This is a genomic window from Ancylobacter koreensis, assembly GCF_023016525.1.
In the GTDB taxonomy this organism is placed as follows: domain Bacteria; phylum Pseudomonadota; class Alphaproteobacteria; order Rhizobiales; family Xanthobacteraceae; genus Ancylobacter; species Ancylobacter koreensis.
The window spans coordinates 810,807-827,248 of the sequence record NZ_JALKCG010000001.1 but is presented as its reverse complement, the minus strand read 5'-3'; the positions used below and the strand labels follow the sequence as shown (position 1 = coordinate 827,248).

General features: G+C 69.3%; 13 protein-coding genes. 5 read left to right on the top strand and 8 right to left on the bottom strand.

Annotation, left to right across the window (positions count from 1 at the left end):
- Positions 1-5 precede the first annotated feature (5 nt).
- The 4 genes from MWN33_RS03780 to MWN33_RS03765 all read right to left on the bottom strand — a co-directional run bounded on the left by MWN33_RS03780 (position 6) and on the right by MWN33_RS03765 (position 6,038).
- On the bottom strand, positions 6-1,676 hold the full coding sequence (locus MWN33_RS03780) for a diguanylate cyclase (protein ID WP_247198893.1): 1,671 nt from the start codon (positions 1,674-1,676) through the stop codon (positions 6-8).
- Between the two features lie 300 nt (positions 1,677-1,976).
- A complete protein-coding gene (locus tag MWN33_RS03775) occupies positions 1,977-4,601 on the bottom strand; it encodes an AAA family ATPase (RefSeq protein ID WP_247198891.1) in 2,625 nt (874 codons plus the stop codon).
- Positions 4,598-5,722 (bottom strand): metallophosphoesterase family protein, encoded by a 1,125-nt coding sequence (locus tag MWN33_RS03770; protein WP_247198889.1) that lies wholly within the window; start codon positions 5,720-5,722, stop codon positions 4,598-4,600. The genes MWN33_RS03775 and MWN33_RS03770 overlap by 4 nt, the downstream gene beginning before the upstream one ends.
- Positions 5,723-5,726: 4 nt before the next feature.
- Positions 5,727-6,038 (bottom strand): hypothetical protein, encoded by a 312-nt coding sequence (locus MWN33_RS03765; RefSeq protein WP_343312350.1) that lies wholly within the window; start codon positions 6,036-6,038, stop codon positions 5,727-5,729.
- A gap of 250 nt (positions 6,039-6,288) precedes the next feature.
- Here MWN33_RS03765 and MWN33_RS03760 point away from each other — a divergent pair, with 250 nt between their 5' ends.
- The 5 genes from MWN33_RS03760 (at position 6,289) to tehA (ending at position 11,579) form a co-directional block, all read left to right on the top strand.
- The gene (locus tag MWN33_RS03760; RefSeq protein WP_247198887.1) at positions 6,289-6,519 is read left to right on the top strand and encodes a hypothetical protein; all 231 of its coding nucleotides are present in this window, start codon (positions 6,289-6,291) and stop codon (positions 6,517-6,519) included.
- 210 nt (positions 6,520-6,729) lie between these two features.
- Positions 6,730-7,176: a (2Fe-2S)-binding protein gene (locus tag MWN33_RS03755; RefSeq protein ID WP_247198886.1), complete on the top strand. Its 447-nt coding sequence runs from the start codon at positions 6,730-6,732 to the stop codon at positions 7,174-7,176.
- 62 nt (positions 7,177-7,238) lie between these two features.
- Positions 7,239-9,464, top strand: coding sequence for a xanthine dehydrogenase family protein molybdopterin-binding subunit (locus MWN33_RS03750; RefSeq protein ID WP_247199777.1), 2,226 nt, complete (start codon positions 7,239-7,241; stop codon positions 9,462-9,464).
- Complete coding sequence (locus tag MWN33_RS03745) at positions 9,457-10,506, top strand: XdhC family protein (protein WP_247198884.1); 1,050 nt, start codon at positions 9,457-9,459, stop codon at positions 10,504-10,506. The genes MWN33_RS03750 and MWN33_RS03745 overlap by 8 nt, the downstream gene beginning before the upstream one ends.
- A 119-nt stretch (positions 10,507-10,625) precedes the next feature.
- Complete coding sequence (gene tehA / locus MWN33_RS03740) at positions 10,626-11,579, top strand: dicarboxylate transporter/tellurite-resistance protein TehA (RefSeq protein ID WP_247198882.1); 954 nt, start codon at positions 10,626-10,628, stop codon at positions 11,577-11,579.
- Between the two features lie 30 nt (positions 11,580-11,609).
- Here the strand turns inward: tehA and MWN33_RS03735 are convergent, their stop codons facing one another.
- The 4 genes from MWN33_RS03735 to MWN33_RS03720 all read right to left on the bottom strand — a co-directional run bounded on the left by MWN33_RS03735 (position 11,610) and on the right by MWN33_RS03720 (position 16,353).
- Positions 11,610-12,065, bottom strand: a complete 456-nt coding sequence (locus MWN33_RS03735) for an NUDIX hydrolase (RefSeq protein ID WP_247198880.1) — start codon at positions 12,063-12,065, stop codon at positions 11,610-11,612.
- Between the two features lie 38 nt (positions 12,066-12,103).
- The gene (locus tag MWN33_RS03730) at positions 12,104-13,225 is read right to left on the bottom strand and encodes an ABC transporter ATP-binding protein (RefSeq protein ID WP_247198878.1); all 1,122 of its coding nucleotides are present in this window, start codon (positions 13,223-13,225) and stop codon (positions 12,104-12,106) included.
- Positions 13,225-14,949, bottom strand: a complete 1,725-nt coding sequence (locus tag MWN33_RS03725; protein WP_247198877.1) for an ABC transporter permease — start codon at positions 14,947-14,949, stop codon at positions 13,225-13,227. Before MWN33_RS03725 ends, MWN33_RS03730 begins: the two co-directional genes overlap by 1 nt.
- A gap of 84 nt (positions 14,950-15,033) precedes the next feature.
- Positions 15,034-16,353 (bottom strand): ABC transporter substrate-binding protein, encoded by a 1,320-nt coding sequence (locus MWN33_RS03720; protein WP_247198875.1) that lies wholly within the window; start codon positions 16,351-16,353, stop codon positions 15,034-15,036.
- Between the last annotated feature and the right edge of the window lie 89 nt (positions 16,354-16,442).

The window sequence follows — 16,442 nt, the reverse complement described above, 5'->3', positions numbered from 1 at the left end:
GACGGCTAGACCGCCTCGACCGTCACGCGGTTCCGGCCGGACGTCTTCGAGGCGTAGAGCGCCCTGTCGGCACGGGCCATGACATCCTCGAAGCGCTCGTCGTCGGCTTGCGGCAGGGCAATTCCCATCGAGACGGTGATGGCCGGAAGCGCCGTCCCGTTCGCCTCGACGCGCAGCGCGGCAATGCCTTCGCGCAGGTGCTCGGCCTTGCGCTCGGCCGCCCTGCAGTCGGTCTCGCGCAGCAGCAGCGCGAACTCCTCGCCACCGACGCGAAACAGCCAGTCGCTCGCGCGTGTCTGCGTCCGCAGATACTCGCAGAAGGCGACCAGCACGGCGTCGCCCGCCGCATGGCCATGAACGTCGTTGTAGCGCTTGAAGTTGTCGATATCGATCATCAGGATCGCGAACGGGCGGTCGAAGCGGCGGCTCTGGGCGATCTCCTTCTCCGCGACGGCATCGAAATAGCGACGATTGAAGGCCCCGGTGAGCGGGTCGCGTATCGACTGTTCCCTCAGCGTGTCGCGCAGCCGCAGATTGGCGAGGGCGATGGCGAGGGCGAGATGCTGGCTGGCCGCATACGCGAGCCGGTCCATGCCCTTGGCCTCCCCCGCACCTTCCAGCGTCAGCAGGCCGACCGTCTCGCCATGGGCGATCAGCGGGTGGCAAAGGCTGCACGGACCGCTGCTGACCTCAAGGTGTTCGCAGCGGGGGATTCCCGTGCCTGCGGCGAATTTGTGGGGGCCGCCGCGCCGAAGTCCCCAGCAGGCGTCCGGAGCCGCAGCCTCGGCTATGTCGGCGCCGCCGAACTGCGCGATCCGGTCGAGCCTGTTGCGCGAGGAAGCGAAAATATAGAGACCGCCCGACATGCCCGGAAAGGAGCGGGCCAGAAATCCGCCGACCATCGCGCTGAGTTCCCGCACCGAGTTGCAGCTCTGCAGGAAACTGGCCATCTCGTTCAGGCTGGCGACCTCGTTGCGCTCCGCTTCGATCTCGGCCGCTTTCTCGGCAATCGTGGCGGCGTAGCGGCTGTGGTCTTCTTCGGCCTGCCGCCGGGCATGGATTTCCCGCCGCGCCATCACCACCAACCCGCCGATAAGGCCGAGGCAGGTCGCGAAAAAGCCAAGCATGGCGATGATCGCCCACTGCCGGTGCCCGTTATAGAGGCTCTGTATGCCCTGAAGATCGACCGCCTCCTGGCGCGACATCGCCTGCAGCGTCGCGCGGAGATCGTCCATCGTCGCAATGCCAGAGCTGCGAATGACATACTCCTTCGACGCCTCGGCACCGTACCTCTCGTGGATGCTGATGGATTCTTCGAGTTCCGACAGTTTTTGCTCGATCAGCATGTTAAGGTGATCGAGCAAGTCTTTTTGCAGGGCATCATCTCCAATCGACTTGGTGAGGCGGGCCATACCCGCATTGATCGCGCCCAGCGACCTGAAATAGGGCGCGAGATACAATCGATTGGAAGTTAACAGGAATCCGCGCTGGCCGGTCTCGGCGTCCAGCATGGCCTGCGTCACGCTCGATATTGCCGCCTCTGTCCTCAGAGTGTCATTGATACGTATATTCAAATAAAACAGCGATGTAACGTTGACATAGAAGACAATCGCATTCATTGCAAAAAATAGAGCTGTGATTGCTATCGCAATCTGCCCGGCGTCCGGTCTACGCATGTCGACGTTTTTCCATCGAGAGGGCAAATTGCGGCGCGCCCGCTCCGACCGGAGACAAGGAGAAGCCCAGCTTATACGAAAATCCGGAGCCGCGTGCACCGACAACGCCTCCGTTAGGACAATGCGAGAACGTCGAACGGTACCCAAATGTTCCGCCGAAATCTCAGGCGGCAATTCTTACCTCCGCATCGCTCAATGCGGGCAGAGATCGACGAAACGCCGCCTCAATTCAGGGGCGCGCAGCGCAGGGCAGAGTGGTCTGACCGGCCATCTTCCCGGCGGGATGGCCGGCGCGTGCGTCTAGGGCTGCCAGTCCGTCATCTGCAGAACGTTCCCGCCAAGCCTCTGGAAAGCGCGCTGGCGGCAGGAGAAGACGATGATCTGCTGGTCGCGCGACTGGCGGTGGAGCGCGTCGAACATCTTCTCGATGCGGTCGTCGTCGGAATAGACGAGGGCATCGTCCAGTATGACGGGCGCCGGCCGCCCGTCGCGGGCGAGCAGGCGCGCGAAGGCAAGGCGGGTGAGCACCGAAAGCTGCTCGCGCATGCCCCCGCTGAGGCGCTCGACATCCTCCTCATGGCCGTTGCGTAGGATTTTCTGCGGCAGCAGCGTCTTCTCATCGAAGGTGATCGAGACGTCGTCGAACAGCAGGGCGAGCAGCGGCCGCAGCTCGGTCATCACAGGCGTGAGATAGAGGTCGCGGGCTTGCGAGCGGGCAGCTTCCAGCGCGGCGGCCAGCCGCTGGAGCACGCGCACCTCGCCGGCGAACGCCTCGACGCGCGTCTCGGTCGCCGACAGCGCCTCGCGGGCCTCGACCCAGGCTTCCTCGACCGCCTCGTCGCTGCGCGCACCGATCTCCGCGTTTAGCGCGGCGACGCTCTCGCGCAGCACGGCCAGCTCCTTTTCGGCGGCCTCCTCGACGGAGCGCGCGCGCGACAGCGCCGCACCGGCGGTCTCAAGATCGCCCGCCACCGCGCGCAGCCGCTCGGCCCGCGCCTGCGCCTCGACGCACACCCTCTCAAGCGCGTCGAGGCGCTCCGACAGGGCGCGCTCGCGCGCGGCGCGCGCCTCGGGGGGACCGAGAATCGCCTCCACCTGCGCCCGCTCCGCCTTCAGCGAGGCGAGGAGCGTCTCCGACCGGACGAAGGCCTCGTCGGCGCGGCTCCGCCGGGGTTCGGCCTCGCGCAAGGCCTGCCGCGCCTCGGCGCGCCGACGCTCGGCCATGGCGAGCGAGGCGGCGAGCCCGTCGGGGTCGCCCTTCAGTTCGAGCGTCGCGGGGTCCACCGCGCCCTGCGCCGCCATCTCCTCCCGCAGCCGGGCAATCCCTTCGGGCGCCAGCAAGGCAAGGCGTGCCTGCGCTTCGCGCAGCTCGGCGTCGATCTGCTGGGTCCGCACCTGCCTTTCGCGGGCGGCGGCGAGAGTCTCGACCCCCATCGCCGCGAGGAGCGCGCGGCGCCGGGCTTCCGCCTTTTCCCGGCGGTCGTCATTAGGGGCGGCACGGTTGGCGCGCAGCGTGATCGCGCCGAGGCCGGGAACGACAAGCTGCGCCTGCCCGTCATAGCCGCGCTCCTCGCCCTCGCGCAGCGGCATGCCGTCCATCGTCACGGGCACGAGGGCGCCCGGCTCATAGGCAACGCTCACCGACGGGCGCGCCGCCACCTCGACGGCACGCAACTTGGCGATCTCGATTTCGAGCGCCTGCACCTCGTCGATGGCCGCCGGGGGCAGCGCCTCGACCGCCCGTCGCGCCTCGGCGGCCTCTATCGCCTGACGCGCGAGCTCGGCGTCGGCCAGCCTCTGGGCGAGCGCGGCGCGCCGTTCCCACGCCGCGCGGGCCTTCATCGCGGCGTCGAGGCGGGCCAGCAGGGCGCGTGCCTCCCGCTCCGCCGCCTCCGCAGCGTCATCCTCCGCCCGCGCCTGCTCGATGGTCGCGATGGCGCCGTGCCGCTTTGCCACGGCCTCCTCGCGCTGCTGCGCGGCGTCCCGCAGCGCGACGTCCTGCTCACGCGCTGCCGCCAGGGCCTCGCGGAAGGCGTCGCGCTGGTCGCGGGCGGCGTCCCGCCGTTCCTGCGCCAGCCGGAGTTCCGCCTCGACGGTCTTCACCGCCTCGCCGCCCGCCTTCGCCGCGTCGAAGGCGGCCTGCGCCGTCTCGACGGCGGCGCGTCGCGCCTGCCGCTCCTCGGCGTTCTCAAGTTCGGCGCGCCGCCGGACGGCGACCGCGCGCCGATCCAGCGCCTCGCGCAGGGCGCGGACGTCGCCCGCCAGCCGCTGCTCCTCGGCGGCGAGCCTGTCGCGCGTCTCGATAGCTGCGGCGTAGCGGCCGCCGGTCTTCGGCCGGCCGGTGGCGGTGACGAGTTCGGACAGCGCCTCCTGCACGGCCGCCATGATCTCGGCCATGCGCCGTCCGCCGGTCACGGCCTCGACCTCGCCCTGCACGGATTCCAGCAGGCTCGCGCGCACCTGCTTCTCGCCGTCCTCTTCCGTTTTGCTGCGCTTCTCGATGCCGGTGATGCCCTGCCGCACCCAGAGCAGGCCCGCCGGGCCCGCCGTGCCGCCACGGATGAGGCCGGCGATGAAGTTCTCCGCCTCGTCGGCCTGCGCCACCAGCCGCCCGGTGGTGAGGTCGGCGACGCGCGCCGAGCGCCCGCCATAATACTGCTTGGTGAGGCGGAAGCGGCCCTCGGCGGTGGAGATGTCAGCCTCCACAAGCGGATTGCCGCCGCTGTAGGGACGCAGCCGCTGCACCTCGCCCGGCGTGCCGGAGTGCGGCTGGAAGAACAGCGCGTGCAGCGCCTCGAAGCTGGTCGACTTGCCGAACTCGTTGGCCGCGCACAGCACGTTCACGCCGCCGCCGATGCCCTCGATGGCGACGCCGCGATTGGCGAAACGCTTGACGTTGAACAGGCGCAGCGCCTCGATCTTCATGGACGCACCGTCTGCGCGTAGGAATAGAGCCGCGCCAGCGCCGCGCCGGCGACCTCGCGCTCGCCGGCCGAGCGGGCGGGATCGCGCGCCTCGGCGAGCAGCGCATTCGCCGCCTCGCGCAGCGCCCCGCCCTGGTCGATGCGGTCGAGGTCGTCCACCTCGCAGGCAACGGCGAGCCCGGTCTCGTCGAGGGCGAGGAACGCGAAATCGGGCGCCGCCTCCGCCACCGCCCGCACCAGCGCCGCCTGTTCCGACAGCCGGGTACGGCCGCGCGCCACCACGCGGGCGAGCGTCTGGCGGCGCGCCCGCAGGTCGGGAAGCTGCGCCTCCAGCGCCGGGAGCGCGGCGTCGCCTTCCAGCAGATCGAGCGCCAGCGCGCGCCAGGCGAAGCTCGCCGTGGGCAGCGGCGTCACCTGCGGCGGCGCGCCGGGGGCGGCGAGATCGACCAGCAGCGCCGCGCCGGGGGCCTCATGCTTGAAGCGGTCGGGCTCGGGCGTGCCGCAGTAGCGGGTGCGGGCGTCGATTTCGAGAGGGCCGTGCCAGTCACCAAGCGCGAGATAGGCGAGGCCCGCCCGCTGCGCCCGGTCCGGCGCGATCACGTCGCCGGCGGCGGTGTCCTCGGAGAAGCTGCGGATCGCGCCATGGGCGAGACCGAGGCGCAGCGCGCCCTCGGGCGTCGCGGCCCCGTCCATCCATTCCGTCAGGTCGCGGCCCGGCCGGCGCGTGGTGCAGGGTGCGGGGAGCAGGAAGACGTCGGGTGCCAGCGCCAGCGGGGCGGGAGAGGTGGCGAGGACGAGGTTCTCCGGCGCCTCGGCCCGGAGCGCGGCCCAGAGCGGCGCGGCCTGCAGACTGTCGTGGTTGCCCGGCAGGATCACCCAGCGCAGCGGGGCGTGGTGGCGCATCTCGGCGAGCGCCTGCCGGCGCACCTCCGGTGCGGGCGTCTCGGTGTCGAAAGTATCGCCGGCCAGCAGGATGGTGTCGGCGCCCTGCTCGCGCGCGTGCTGCGCCAGCCGGGCGATGACCGCGTGCCGCGCCTCGCGCAGCCGGCCGGGAAGGTCGCCGGCGAAATTGCCGAATCGCTTGCCCAGGTGAAGGTCGCTCGAATGGAGGAAGCGGAACATCGGGCTAGCCGGGGCCCCGGTCGGCCGCCGGCGGGCGGACGCGCGCGATCGCCTCCTCCAGACGGGCGCGCGACACTGCGACAAGGCGCTCCACGCCAATAAGACCCGCCAGTTCGCGGGCGGGATCGGGCCTGTGCAGGAGATTCATGTTGTCGAGCACGACGGCTCCGAGTTCGGCGAGCGGGATATCGGCGATGGACCGGCGGGCGGCCTCGCCGTCGGGAGGGCGATAGGCAAGGATGTCGCAGACCGTCCCCTTCTGCCAGATGAATTCGCCGCTGGATTCCTGCGCCCGGTCCAGATGGCCGAGATGCAAGTGGCAGACCCGGCGTTGAGGCCGGGGGCGGGAAGTGCGGGCGCCCTGCCACCAGGCCTGCACATCCGCTGCCCAATCCCGCCGCCACGCAGGCCGTCGGGCGATGCTTGCCGAAACCAAGGTATTAAGAACCTGCCTTCGCGGCGAGACGACCCAACCACCTGGATAATTACAACGCCCATCTCCGGCGCCTAAGTTCTTCTCATCGGATCGCGGGGCACTTATGCCCTCGCTGCCAAGGAGAACCAAGATGAACGCGAAGATGATGACCGTTGTCGCCCTGTCCGGCTTCCTCGCTGCCGGTGTCCTGTCCGCCAAGGCCGCCGATGGCCGCGACCCCTCGCTCTACGGCCATCAGACCCTGCAGGGCACCGTAGTAGAGGGCCGGAACGCCGCCGTGACGCTCGACCGCAGCACGGTCAGCGACGAGGGCGCCGCCATCCGCCTGCAGATCGAGGGCAATTCCCGCTCCACGCACTGAGCGAGAGTTCTTCCACGAACGTCGCGAATACGGGCCGGCCCGGAGCGCCTCCGGGTCGGCCGTACTGCTTTATTCCGGGATCGCCGCCGCCACGGCCGGCGATGAGCGGCGTGCGACTTCGCAACTATGGCCGGAAACGACGTTTCTATGTCCTACGGGGCATCCCGGAGCGGTTCTAGATTCCGCCGATCGCAATCGGAGAACGCCGCCATGCCGCGCATCAACGTCAATGGCCGGGACTACGATGTCGCCGCCGAAGCCGACACGCCGCTGCTGTGGGTGCTGCGCGACACGCTGGGGCTGACGGGCACGAAATATGGCTGCGGCATCGCCATGTGCGGCGCCTGCACCGTGCTGATGGACGGGCAGGCCACCCGCTCCTGCCAGGTGCAGCTCGACAGCATCGGCACAGCGAAAATCCGCACCATCGAAGCGATCGCCGAGGATGAGGTCGGGCGGAAGGTCGTGGAGGCCTGGGTCGAGCAGCAGGTGCCGCAATGCGGCTATTGCCAGTCCGGCCAGGTAATGGCGGCCACCGCGCTGCTGACGCACAATCCCCATCCCACCGATGCCGACATTCTCGACGCGATGACCAATCTGTGCCGTTGCGGCACCTATAATCGCATCGCCGACGCCATAAACCACGCCGCCGGGTGAGGAGCACAGCCATGAACATCCTCGCCACGAAACGCGGCGCCAAAGACCTGCTCGCCTCGCCCATGGCCGAACAAGCCCTTGCCTCGATACCGGCGGAGGGGATCGCCAACCTGTCCCGACGCCGCCTGCTTGGGCTCGGCGCCGGGGCGCTGGTGCTGGGCGTGCTCCTGCCGGCCCTGCCGAGCCGCGTCTTCGCCCAGGCGACGGCCAATGCGGTGAAGCCCGGCACGCGGGTGCCAGCCTTCCTCGTGATCGGGGCCGACAATTCCGTCAAGCTGCTCAGCCCCTTCGTCGAGGGCGGCCAGGGCGTCAGCACCGGCCAGGCCCAGATCGTCGGCGAGGAGCTGGATGTGAACCCGAGCCGATTCACGGTGGAATGCGCGCCACCCGGCCCGGACTATGCCGTCATCAACGGTCTGCGCCTCACGGGCGGCAGCTTCTCCACGCGGTCGAGCTACGATGTGCTGCGCCGTCTCGGCGCCACCGCGCGCGACATGTTCATCCGCGCCGCCGCCGCGAAGCTGAACGTCGCCACGGACACGCTGACCACGCAGGACGGCGTCGTCATCCACGCCGCCAGCGGCCGCCGTCTGCCCTATGGCGACATCGCTGCGGAGGCTCTGGCGCTGGAGCCGGCAGAGAATGTGCCGCTGCGCGACCCCGCCACGTTCCGCTATATCCGCCAGCCGGTGCCGAGGCTGGACGCCCGCGACAAATCCACGGGCAAGGCGGTCTACGCCATCGACCAGAAGGTCGAGGGCATGCTCTACGCCGCCGTCCAGCATACGCCGCATCTTGGCACCGAACCGCTGAGCCTTGCGAACGAGGCCGCCGTCAAGGCGATGCCCGGCGTGCATTCCATCCACAAGCTGCCGGGCGCGGTGGCGGTGACGGCCGACAGCTGGTTCCGCGCCCGCAAGGCAGTGGAAGCGCTGGAGGTGACGTGGAGCGCGCCGGCGCCCTCGGGCTTCGCCACGGTTGCGGCCGATTATTCCTCGCAGGGCCTGCTGGACGCGCTGAAGGCCGAGACGAGCACTGGGGTCGAAGCGGAGAAGGCCGGCGATGTCGCGGCGGCCTTCGCCACGGCAGCGAAGATCGTCGAGGCGGATTACGACGCACCTTACCTCGCTCATGGCCAGCTCGAGCCGCCCTCCGCGATCGCCCGCTTCAATGCGGACGGGACGCTGGAACTGTGGCTGCAGAACCAGATGCCCGAACTGTTCCAGTCCATTGCCGCCAAGACCGCCGACTTGCCGGCGGAGAAAGTGGTCCTGCACTCGCCGATCCTCGGGGGCTTCTTCGGCCGGCACTTCGCCTACGGTTCCTCCAACCCCTTCATCCAGTCCATCCTGCTCGCGAAGGCCACGAGCCGCCCGGTCAAGGTGCTGTGGTCGCGCGAGGAGGAGTTCCGCATGGACGCCTTGCGGCCGCTGAGCTTCAGCCGGTTCAAGGCGGCACTCGACAAGGATGGCCGGCCGACCGCGCTGCAGGTGCGCACCGTGGGAGAGGGACCTACGGGGCGCTGGTTCGGCGCGATTTTCGGCGGGCCGGTCGATTCGTCGGCCGTGGAGGGCATCGTCGAGAAGCCCTATGCGATCGCGAACCGCTCGATGGAATTCGTCAAGTTCCCCCATCCCGTGACCATCGCGTTCTGGCGCTCGGTCGGTCATTCCATGAACGACTATTTCTACGAGAGCTTCCTCGACGAGATCGCCGACGCCGGCGGCCACGACCCCTATGCGCTGCGCCTCGAACTGCTGAAGGACAAGCCGCGCCACCTCAAGCTGCTGCAGACCGTGGGCGCCCTGTCGGGCGGCTGGAAACGCGGGCCTTATGAGGCGGAAGGCGGCAAGCGGGCGCGCGGCGTCTCCATGGCCTCGCCTTTCGGATCGGAGACCGCGACCGTCGCGGAAGTGTCGCTGAAGGATGGCGAGGTCAGGGTGCACGATCTGTGGATCGCCTTCGATCCCGGCAGCATCGTCAACCCGGCGATCGTGAAGTCGCAGGTCGAATCCGCCGCCGCGCTCGGCCTCTCGTCGACGCTGTTCGAGGAGCTCGCCTATGCCGACGGCGTTCGCCAGTCATCCAATTTCGACAGCTACCCGATCCTCGCCCGCGACCACATGCCGGCCGTGCATGTGGAGATCGTCGAGAGCGGCGCCCCGATGGGCGGAGTGGGCGAGCCGGGCCTGCCGGGCATCGGTCCGGCGGTTGTGAACGCCGTGGCCGCGCTGACCGGCACCCGCGTGCGCAGCCTGCCGCTGGCCAAAGCGAAGTTCGGTGCCTAGCCCGGCCAGAACGATCCCTCGCCTCGACGATGGCTCCGCCCCCGCGCCCTTGCGGCAGGGGCGGAGCCGGAGGCGTAGATTTGACGAGGCATGGGACCCCTTCGACGATTATGTCGTCGATTTCGCCCTTGCCGCCCTGCGGGCCGGGGAGCGCATCTGCCTCGTGACGCTGGTCGCCATCGAGGGGGCGTCGCCCCGCCCCCTGGGAGCGCAGATGGCCATTGCCGAAAGTGGACGATGGGTCGGCTATCTCTCGGGCGGCTGTGTCGAGCAGGCCGTCATCGCCGAGGCGATCGAGGCGATCCGAGACGGGCAGAACCGCCGGGTGCGCTATGGCCGGGGCTCAAGATATCTCGACATCCGGCTGCCCTGCGGCAGCGCCATTGACCTGCATTTCGATGTGGAGGTATCCGCAGCCGAGCTCGAAGCCGTCGAGCGCAGGATGAAGGACCGGCAATACGCCTCTCTGAATGTCGGCGAGGCGCTGCCCGATGCGGCGGAGCCGGCCCTCATCCGCCACTATCCCCCGCGTCGGCGGCTGATCATTCTGGGCATCGGCCCCGCGCCCGTCTGCCTCGGCAGGATGGCGGAAACCGCCGGCTTCGACGTTCTTCTGTTCTCGCCCGATACCGCCACGCGGCAGGCGGGCGAAGGCGAGGGCCTCGCGACCTTCGCCATGAGCCGTGCCGACCGGATGCCGGAGATCCGGATGGACCGCGACGCGGCGGTCGTTCTCATGTTCCACGATCATGAATGGGAGACGACGCTGCTCCCGCCGATCCTGCGGAGCGAGAGCTTCTACATCGGCGCCATGGGAAGCCGCCGCGCGCACGAGGCCCGGCTGGCCGCCCTGCGCGAGGCGGGGGTGGGCGAAGAGAGCCTGCGGCGAATCCACGGCCCGGCGGGGCTCTTCGCCGGCGCCAGGAGCGCGCCGGCCATCGCGGTCGCCATTCTCGCGGAGATCATGGAGATCATGATGTCGGAAGGCGAAATGCTGCTCCTCGAAGCCGATGAGCTTCGACGCGCCATCGCCTGCGACTAGTCGCGAGGCTGCGGGCCATGGAGTGACGGCCGCCAACATGGCAGCTTCGCCTCATCTGCCGCCGGGCGCCATTCCGGACCGATGGCCGTCGCCCGGCCTTCCAACCGAGGGAAACCTTCATGCCAGCTCCCCGCATCCCCGTCGTGCCGGCCTCCTATTTCGGCATGGTCCTCGGCCTCGCCGGCCTCGGCGGCACCTGGCGCGCCGCCCATCTGGCCTGGGGCCTGCCGGCCCTCGTCGGCGAAATCGTGATGCTCATCGGCGGGCTGGTTTGGGTCACGGTCACCGTTCTCTACGCCCTCAAATGGCTCGTGGCGCGCGAGGCGGCGCTTACCGAGGCGGCGCACCCGATCCAATGCTGCTTCATCGGCCTCGCGGGGGTCGCCACCATGCTGGTGGCGGGGGGAGTGCTTCCCTACTCCCGCCCTGCCGCCCTCGTGCTCTATGGCGCCGGCGCGCTGTTCACCCTCGGCTTCGCCATCTGGCGCACGGGAGGGCTGTGGCTCGGCGAGCGCGACCACAACCACACGACACCGGTGCTCTATCTGCCGACCGTCGCCGGCAGTTTCGTCATCGGCACGGTGGGTGGTGCGCTCGGCTTCGCCGATCTCGGCCAGTATTTCTTCGGCATGGGCCTCTTCGGCTGGCTCGCCATCGAATCCGTGCTGCTTCACCGGATGCTCACCGCGCCGACCCTGGCGAGCGCCCTGCGGCCGACGCTCGGCATCCAGCTCGCGCCGCCCGTCGTCGGCGCGGTCTCGCTGATCGCGGTGGCGCCGCAGGCGCCTTTCCTGTTCGCCCATGCGCTGATCGGCTACGGGGTGATGCAGACGCTCATCGTCCTGCGGCTGCTGCCCTGGATCCTGCGCGAGCCCTTCGCGCCCTCCTATTGGGCCTTCACCTTCGGCATCACCGCGCTCGCCACCGCGCCCATCCGGCTCGTCGTGCTCGGTGACGACGGCGCCGCCCTCTATCTCGCGCCCGTCCTGTTCGTCTTCGCCAATGCCGTCGTGCTGGCCGTCGCGGCGGGCACGCTTTACCGCTTCCTCGGCCGGCGCCCGCGGGCGGGTTGATCGTCCGCGGCAGCGGGCCGGCGCGCGGCGCTATTTCCGCCAGTGATCCGAGGCCGCGAAGCCGAGGATGAGCGAGGCGAGTTCCGGCTCGTCGACCAGCAGGGCGGCATCCGGCGCTGACAGCCAGAGATGGGCGCGCTCGTTGCGCTCGGGCCAATCGTCGAGCTGGCGCGTCGCCGCCAGCGGGAACACGGCGACCTCGATGAGCTGGAACGTCCGTCGCAGCCGCTTCCAGTATCTGTACTTGCCGATCGGCTTGCGGCTGATCTTGCCGACGAGGCCCGCTTCCTGCCGGGCCTCGATCTGCGCGGCCTTCCAGGGCTTGCGGTTCTTCATCGGCCAGCCCTTCGGCACGACGGCGCGCCGGGTCTGGCGCGAGGTCAGCACGAGGATTTCGAGCTGCCCGCCGGCGACCCGAAAGGGTAGCGCCGCGACCTGCGCGCCCGGACGGCCGCTATCGGCGGCTTTGGCTTTCTTCTTGGACATGCCCTCTGGACGTTCCGTTCATGAGGCCCGGATCGGCCTCATGCCAGCCAGAGCACGGCAGACATCGGGACCTCGACGGCGACGCGCGCGCCGATCTCGTGCTGGCCCTGTCCGGGCCGGAACGGCTCGTCCACCGTGATCTCCTGCCCGCCGGAGGCGACGCCGTAGCGGACGAGGCTGCCGAGGAACTCGCGGCGCACGACCTCGCCCATCAGCGCGGGAACGCCCGCCTGCCCCTCGACGATGCGGGCGACCTGCGGCCGGAAGACGAGCCGGGCGCCCGCCGGCACCTCGGCCCCGCTCGCCACCGGCAGGCGCCAGCCGCCCGTCGTCTCGAAGACGCGCGCCGTGCCGCTGCCGCAAACGACACCCTCCACCACATTGGCGGTACCGAGGAAGTTCGCCACGAACAGGTTGGCCGGCCGCTCATAAAGCTCCATCGGCGTACCGACCTGCTGGACGATGCCGTCGCTCATCACCGCGATGCGGTCGCAGACCGTGTTGGCCTCCTCCTGGTCGTGGGTGACGAAGATGGTAGTGAGGCCGAGCCGCTGCTGCAGGTCGCGCAGCTCGCGGCGCACCTGCACGCGCATCTTGGCGTCGAGGTTGGAGAGCGGCTCGTCCAGCAGCAGCACCTTGGGCTCGATGACCACGGTGCGGGCGAGCGCCACGCGCTGCTGCTGGCCGCCGGAGAGCTGCGAGGGACGCCGGTCAGCAAGATGGGAAAGGCCGACGATCTCCAGCGCCGCCCCCACGCGCCGCCGGATCTCGGCGCGGGCGACGCCGCGCTCCTCCAGCCCGAAGGCGACGTTCTGCGCCACGTTCATATGCGGCCACAGCGCGTAGCTCTGGAAGACGAGGCCGACGTCGCGCTTCCACGGCGGCAGGCGGCCTATGTCGCGCCCACCGACGCTCACGGTGCCGGTGTCGGCGGTGTTGAAGCCGGCGATCAGCCGCAGCAGCGTGGTCTTCCCGCAGCCGGAGGGCCCGAGAAAGGCGAAGAACTCGCCGGCATGGATGTCGAGGTCGATGTCCTTCAGCACATGGTTGCTGCCGTAGGAGAGGTTGATCCCCTCGATGCGCACGTCGAGCGCCTCGGTGTGCAGCGCGGCCTCGGGGGCAGCGGTCGGCCGGGCCATCTTCTGGGCGGTGGCGGTCATCAGGAGGCTCCCCGGTTCTTCTGGTTACGGTCGAGGATGTATTGCGACAGCAGCGTGCAGGCGGCGACGAGCAGCACGGCGATGACGCCGAGCGCCGCGCCCGGCCCGCGGCCGGCGGCGGACTGCATGAACACGTAGAGCCCGTAGGCCAGCGGCGCGTCGGCATTGGACTGCACCAGCATCAGCGTGGCGGAGAGCTCCACCGCCGCCGTGGCGAAGCTGGTGACGAAGCCGGCGAGGATGCCGCCCGTCATCAGCGGCACCACGATGCGGCGCACCGTGCGGGCCTTGGTGGCGCCGAGATTCTCGGCCGCCTCCTCCAGCGATTCGGAGATCTGCTGGAGCGCGGCGTAGCAGGCGCGCAGCGCATAGGGCAGGCGCCGTATGGCGAGCGCCAGCACGATGACGATCCACAGCGTGGCCAGCGGCGTGCCGTCCGGCAGGTGCACGCCGAAGAAGGTGCGGAGATAACCGATGCCGAGCACCACGCCCGGCACCGCCAGCGCGGCCATCGCCGCCCAGTCGAGCCATTGCCGGCCGACGAGCTTGGTGCGCAGCACGAGATAGGCGATGGCGACGCCGAGCACCACGTCGATGCCGCCGGCGAGGGTGGCGTAGATCAGCGTGTTCTTGATGTAGAGCGAACTCTCGCCGAACACCCGTCCGTAATGGGCGAGCGTGAAGCCGTCCGGCAGCGGGCTGTAGGACCAGATGGTGGCGAAGGAAAGCAGCAGCAGCCCGATATGCGGCGCCAGCACCAGCAGCAGGATCAGCCCGACGACGCCATAGGCGAGCGCGCTTTCCCAGCCCCGCATCTTGCGGCGCGCAAGCCCGCCGCCGCCGCGCTGGGTGGTGGCGTAATCGCGACCCTTCAGCGCCAGTGCCGAGATCCACATGGCGGCGACCGAGACGACGATCAGCACCACGGCGATGACGTAGCCCATCGGGTCGGCGATGCCGATGGAGGTGACGCGCAGATAGGCCTGCGGCGCCAGCATGTCCTTCACGTTCAGCAGCAGCGGCGTCGCGAGGTCGTCGAACACCTTCACGAAGACCAGCGAGGCGCCGGCGATGTAGCCGGGCATGGCGAGCGGCAGCACGATGCGCCGGAACAGCCGAATGCCGGACGAGCCGAGATTCTGCGCCGCCTCCTCCATCGCCCGGTCGATGTTGCGCAGCGCCGCCGACAGGTTGATGAGAATGAACGGGAAATAGTGGATGGCCTGCACGAAGATGACGCCGTTCAGCCCCTCCATGAACGGAATGCGGATGCCGAACCAGTCCATCATCAGCAGGTTGACCGTGCCGTTGCGCCCGAACAGCAGCTGCATCGACACCGCGCCGACGAAGGGCGGCATGATGAGCGGCAGGAAGCCGAGCGTCTGCACGATCACCGCGCCGCGGAAATCGAAGCGCGTGGTGATGTAGGCGAGCGGCAGCGCGAAGACCGAGGCCAGCACGACGGTGGCCGCCGACACGTAGAACGAGTTCCAGAAGGAGCGCAGGAACAGGTCGGTGCGGAAGAAATCGGCGAAATTCACCAGCGTGAAGGTGCCCGACCCCTTCTCGGTGAATGCGACATAGATCACCGACCCCACGGGCACGATGAGAAAGGCGACGAGGAACGCGCCGATGCCAAGCGCGAGGGCGATCTGGCCCGGCGTGCCGGGCAGGCGCCAGCGCCGCGCGGGCGTGCGGGCAGCCCCGGAGAGGGCGAGCGACATGGACGGCGCTCCAATCTGTGCGGAAGGGTCAGGCGGGGTGGGGACGCGGCCTCGCGGCGGCCGCGCCCCCGGCTCAGGTGGACGTCAGTTGGCGAGCTTCGCCGCCTCGTCCACCTTGGCCTTGGCCTTGGCGTAGTGCTCCTTGGCGAAGCCGGCCCATTTCTGCTCCAGCTCGGCCTGCCGCGCGCCCTTCTCCTTGGAGCCGGTGAAGGCGCCGCGGATCGCCTCGCTCGACGCCTCGGCCTCGGAGACCGGCATGGCGGCGATGAGGCCGCGCGCCTCGCTGAGCAGGGCGCGGGCCTGCGGGTTGTCCTTCTTGGCGAGCTTGCCCTCGACCTCGTGGATCGCCTTCGTGACGCCCTTGAGGTTGTCGAGCTGGAAGGAGATGAGCTGGTCGAACAGCGTGTCGACGACATCGGTACGCGCGCCGGACTTGTCGACGTCGAACAGCGTCATCGCGGCGAAGCGCGGGTCCTTGAACGGGTTGGGATAGCCCTCCGGCGCCTTGGCATAGACCGCCGGATTCACAGGCAGGCGGCGGATGGCCGGCTCAAGCAGCACTTCCTGACCGGCGGGCGAGAGCAGGAAGTCGACGAAGGCCTGCGCGTTCTTGGTGTTCGGCGCGTTGGCAACGATGGCGACGTTGGCCGGCACGACGGTGGTCACGGTCGGGTAGACGAACTTGACCGGGAAGCCCGAGCCCTGCGCCGAGAAGGCGAAGAAGTCGATGACGATGCCATAGCCGACCTGGCCGGAATTGACCGCCTCCGGCACGCCGAAGGAGCGCTCGGTGATGGTCTGGAAGTTGCCGGCCACGCTCTTGATGGTGGCCCAGCCCTTGTCCCAGCCCTCGCCCTGCAGGATCGTCTCGACGGTCAGGTGCGTGGTGCCCGAACGCGCCGGCGAGGCGATGGCGACGTGGTCGTAATAGGGCGCGGTGGCGAGGTCGCCCCATTCCTTCGGCTCCGGCAGGTCGTTGGCCTGCTGGTAGCGGGTGTTCCACATGATGCCGTAGCCGGAGGCGGCGAAGCCGAAGTAATAGCCCTCCGGATCGTTGATCGGATAGGCGCCGATCTTGGCCGGGATGCCCTCGGCCTTGGGCGTGTACTTCTGCAGGAGGCCCTTGCCCTTCAGCACCTCGAAGGCGTCCGGCGCGGAGGCCCAGAACAGGTCGACCTGCGGGTTGGACTTGGTCTCGTCGAGATATTTCACGCCCGCATTGGTGTTGCGGTTCTGGACGTCCAGCGTGATGCCCGGATTGGCCTTCTCGAACGCGCCCTTGATCGGGTCGGTCACGTCCTTGGAGAAGGAGGTGACGACGGTCACCTTGCCCTGGGCGAAGGCGCCCGTGGCGGCGAACGAGGCGAGCGCGAGGGTGGCCGCGAAGGCGGCGGAGCGGATCATGGCGTTTACTCCCAAAGGTTCTTGGCGGCCCGAGGGCTGCTGCGCCCTGTTTGGCAACGCCCGTGCCACTGTCGGGGCGTGGAGGAAAC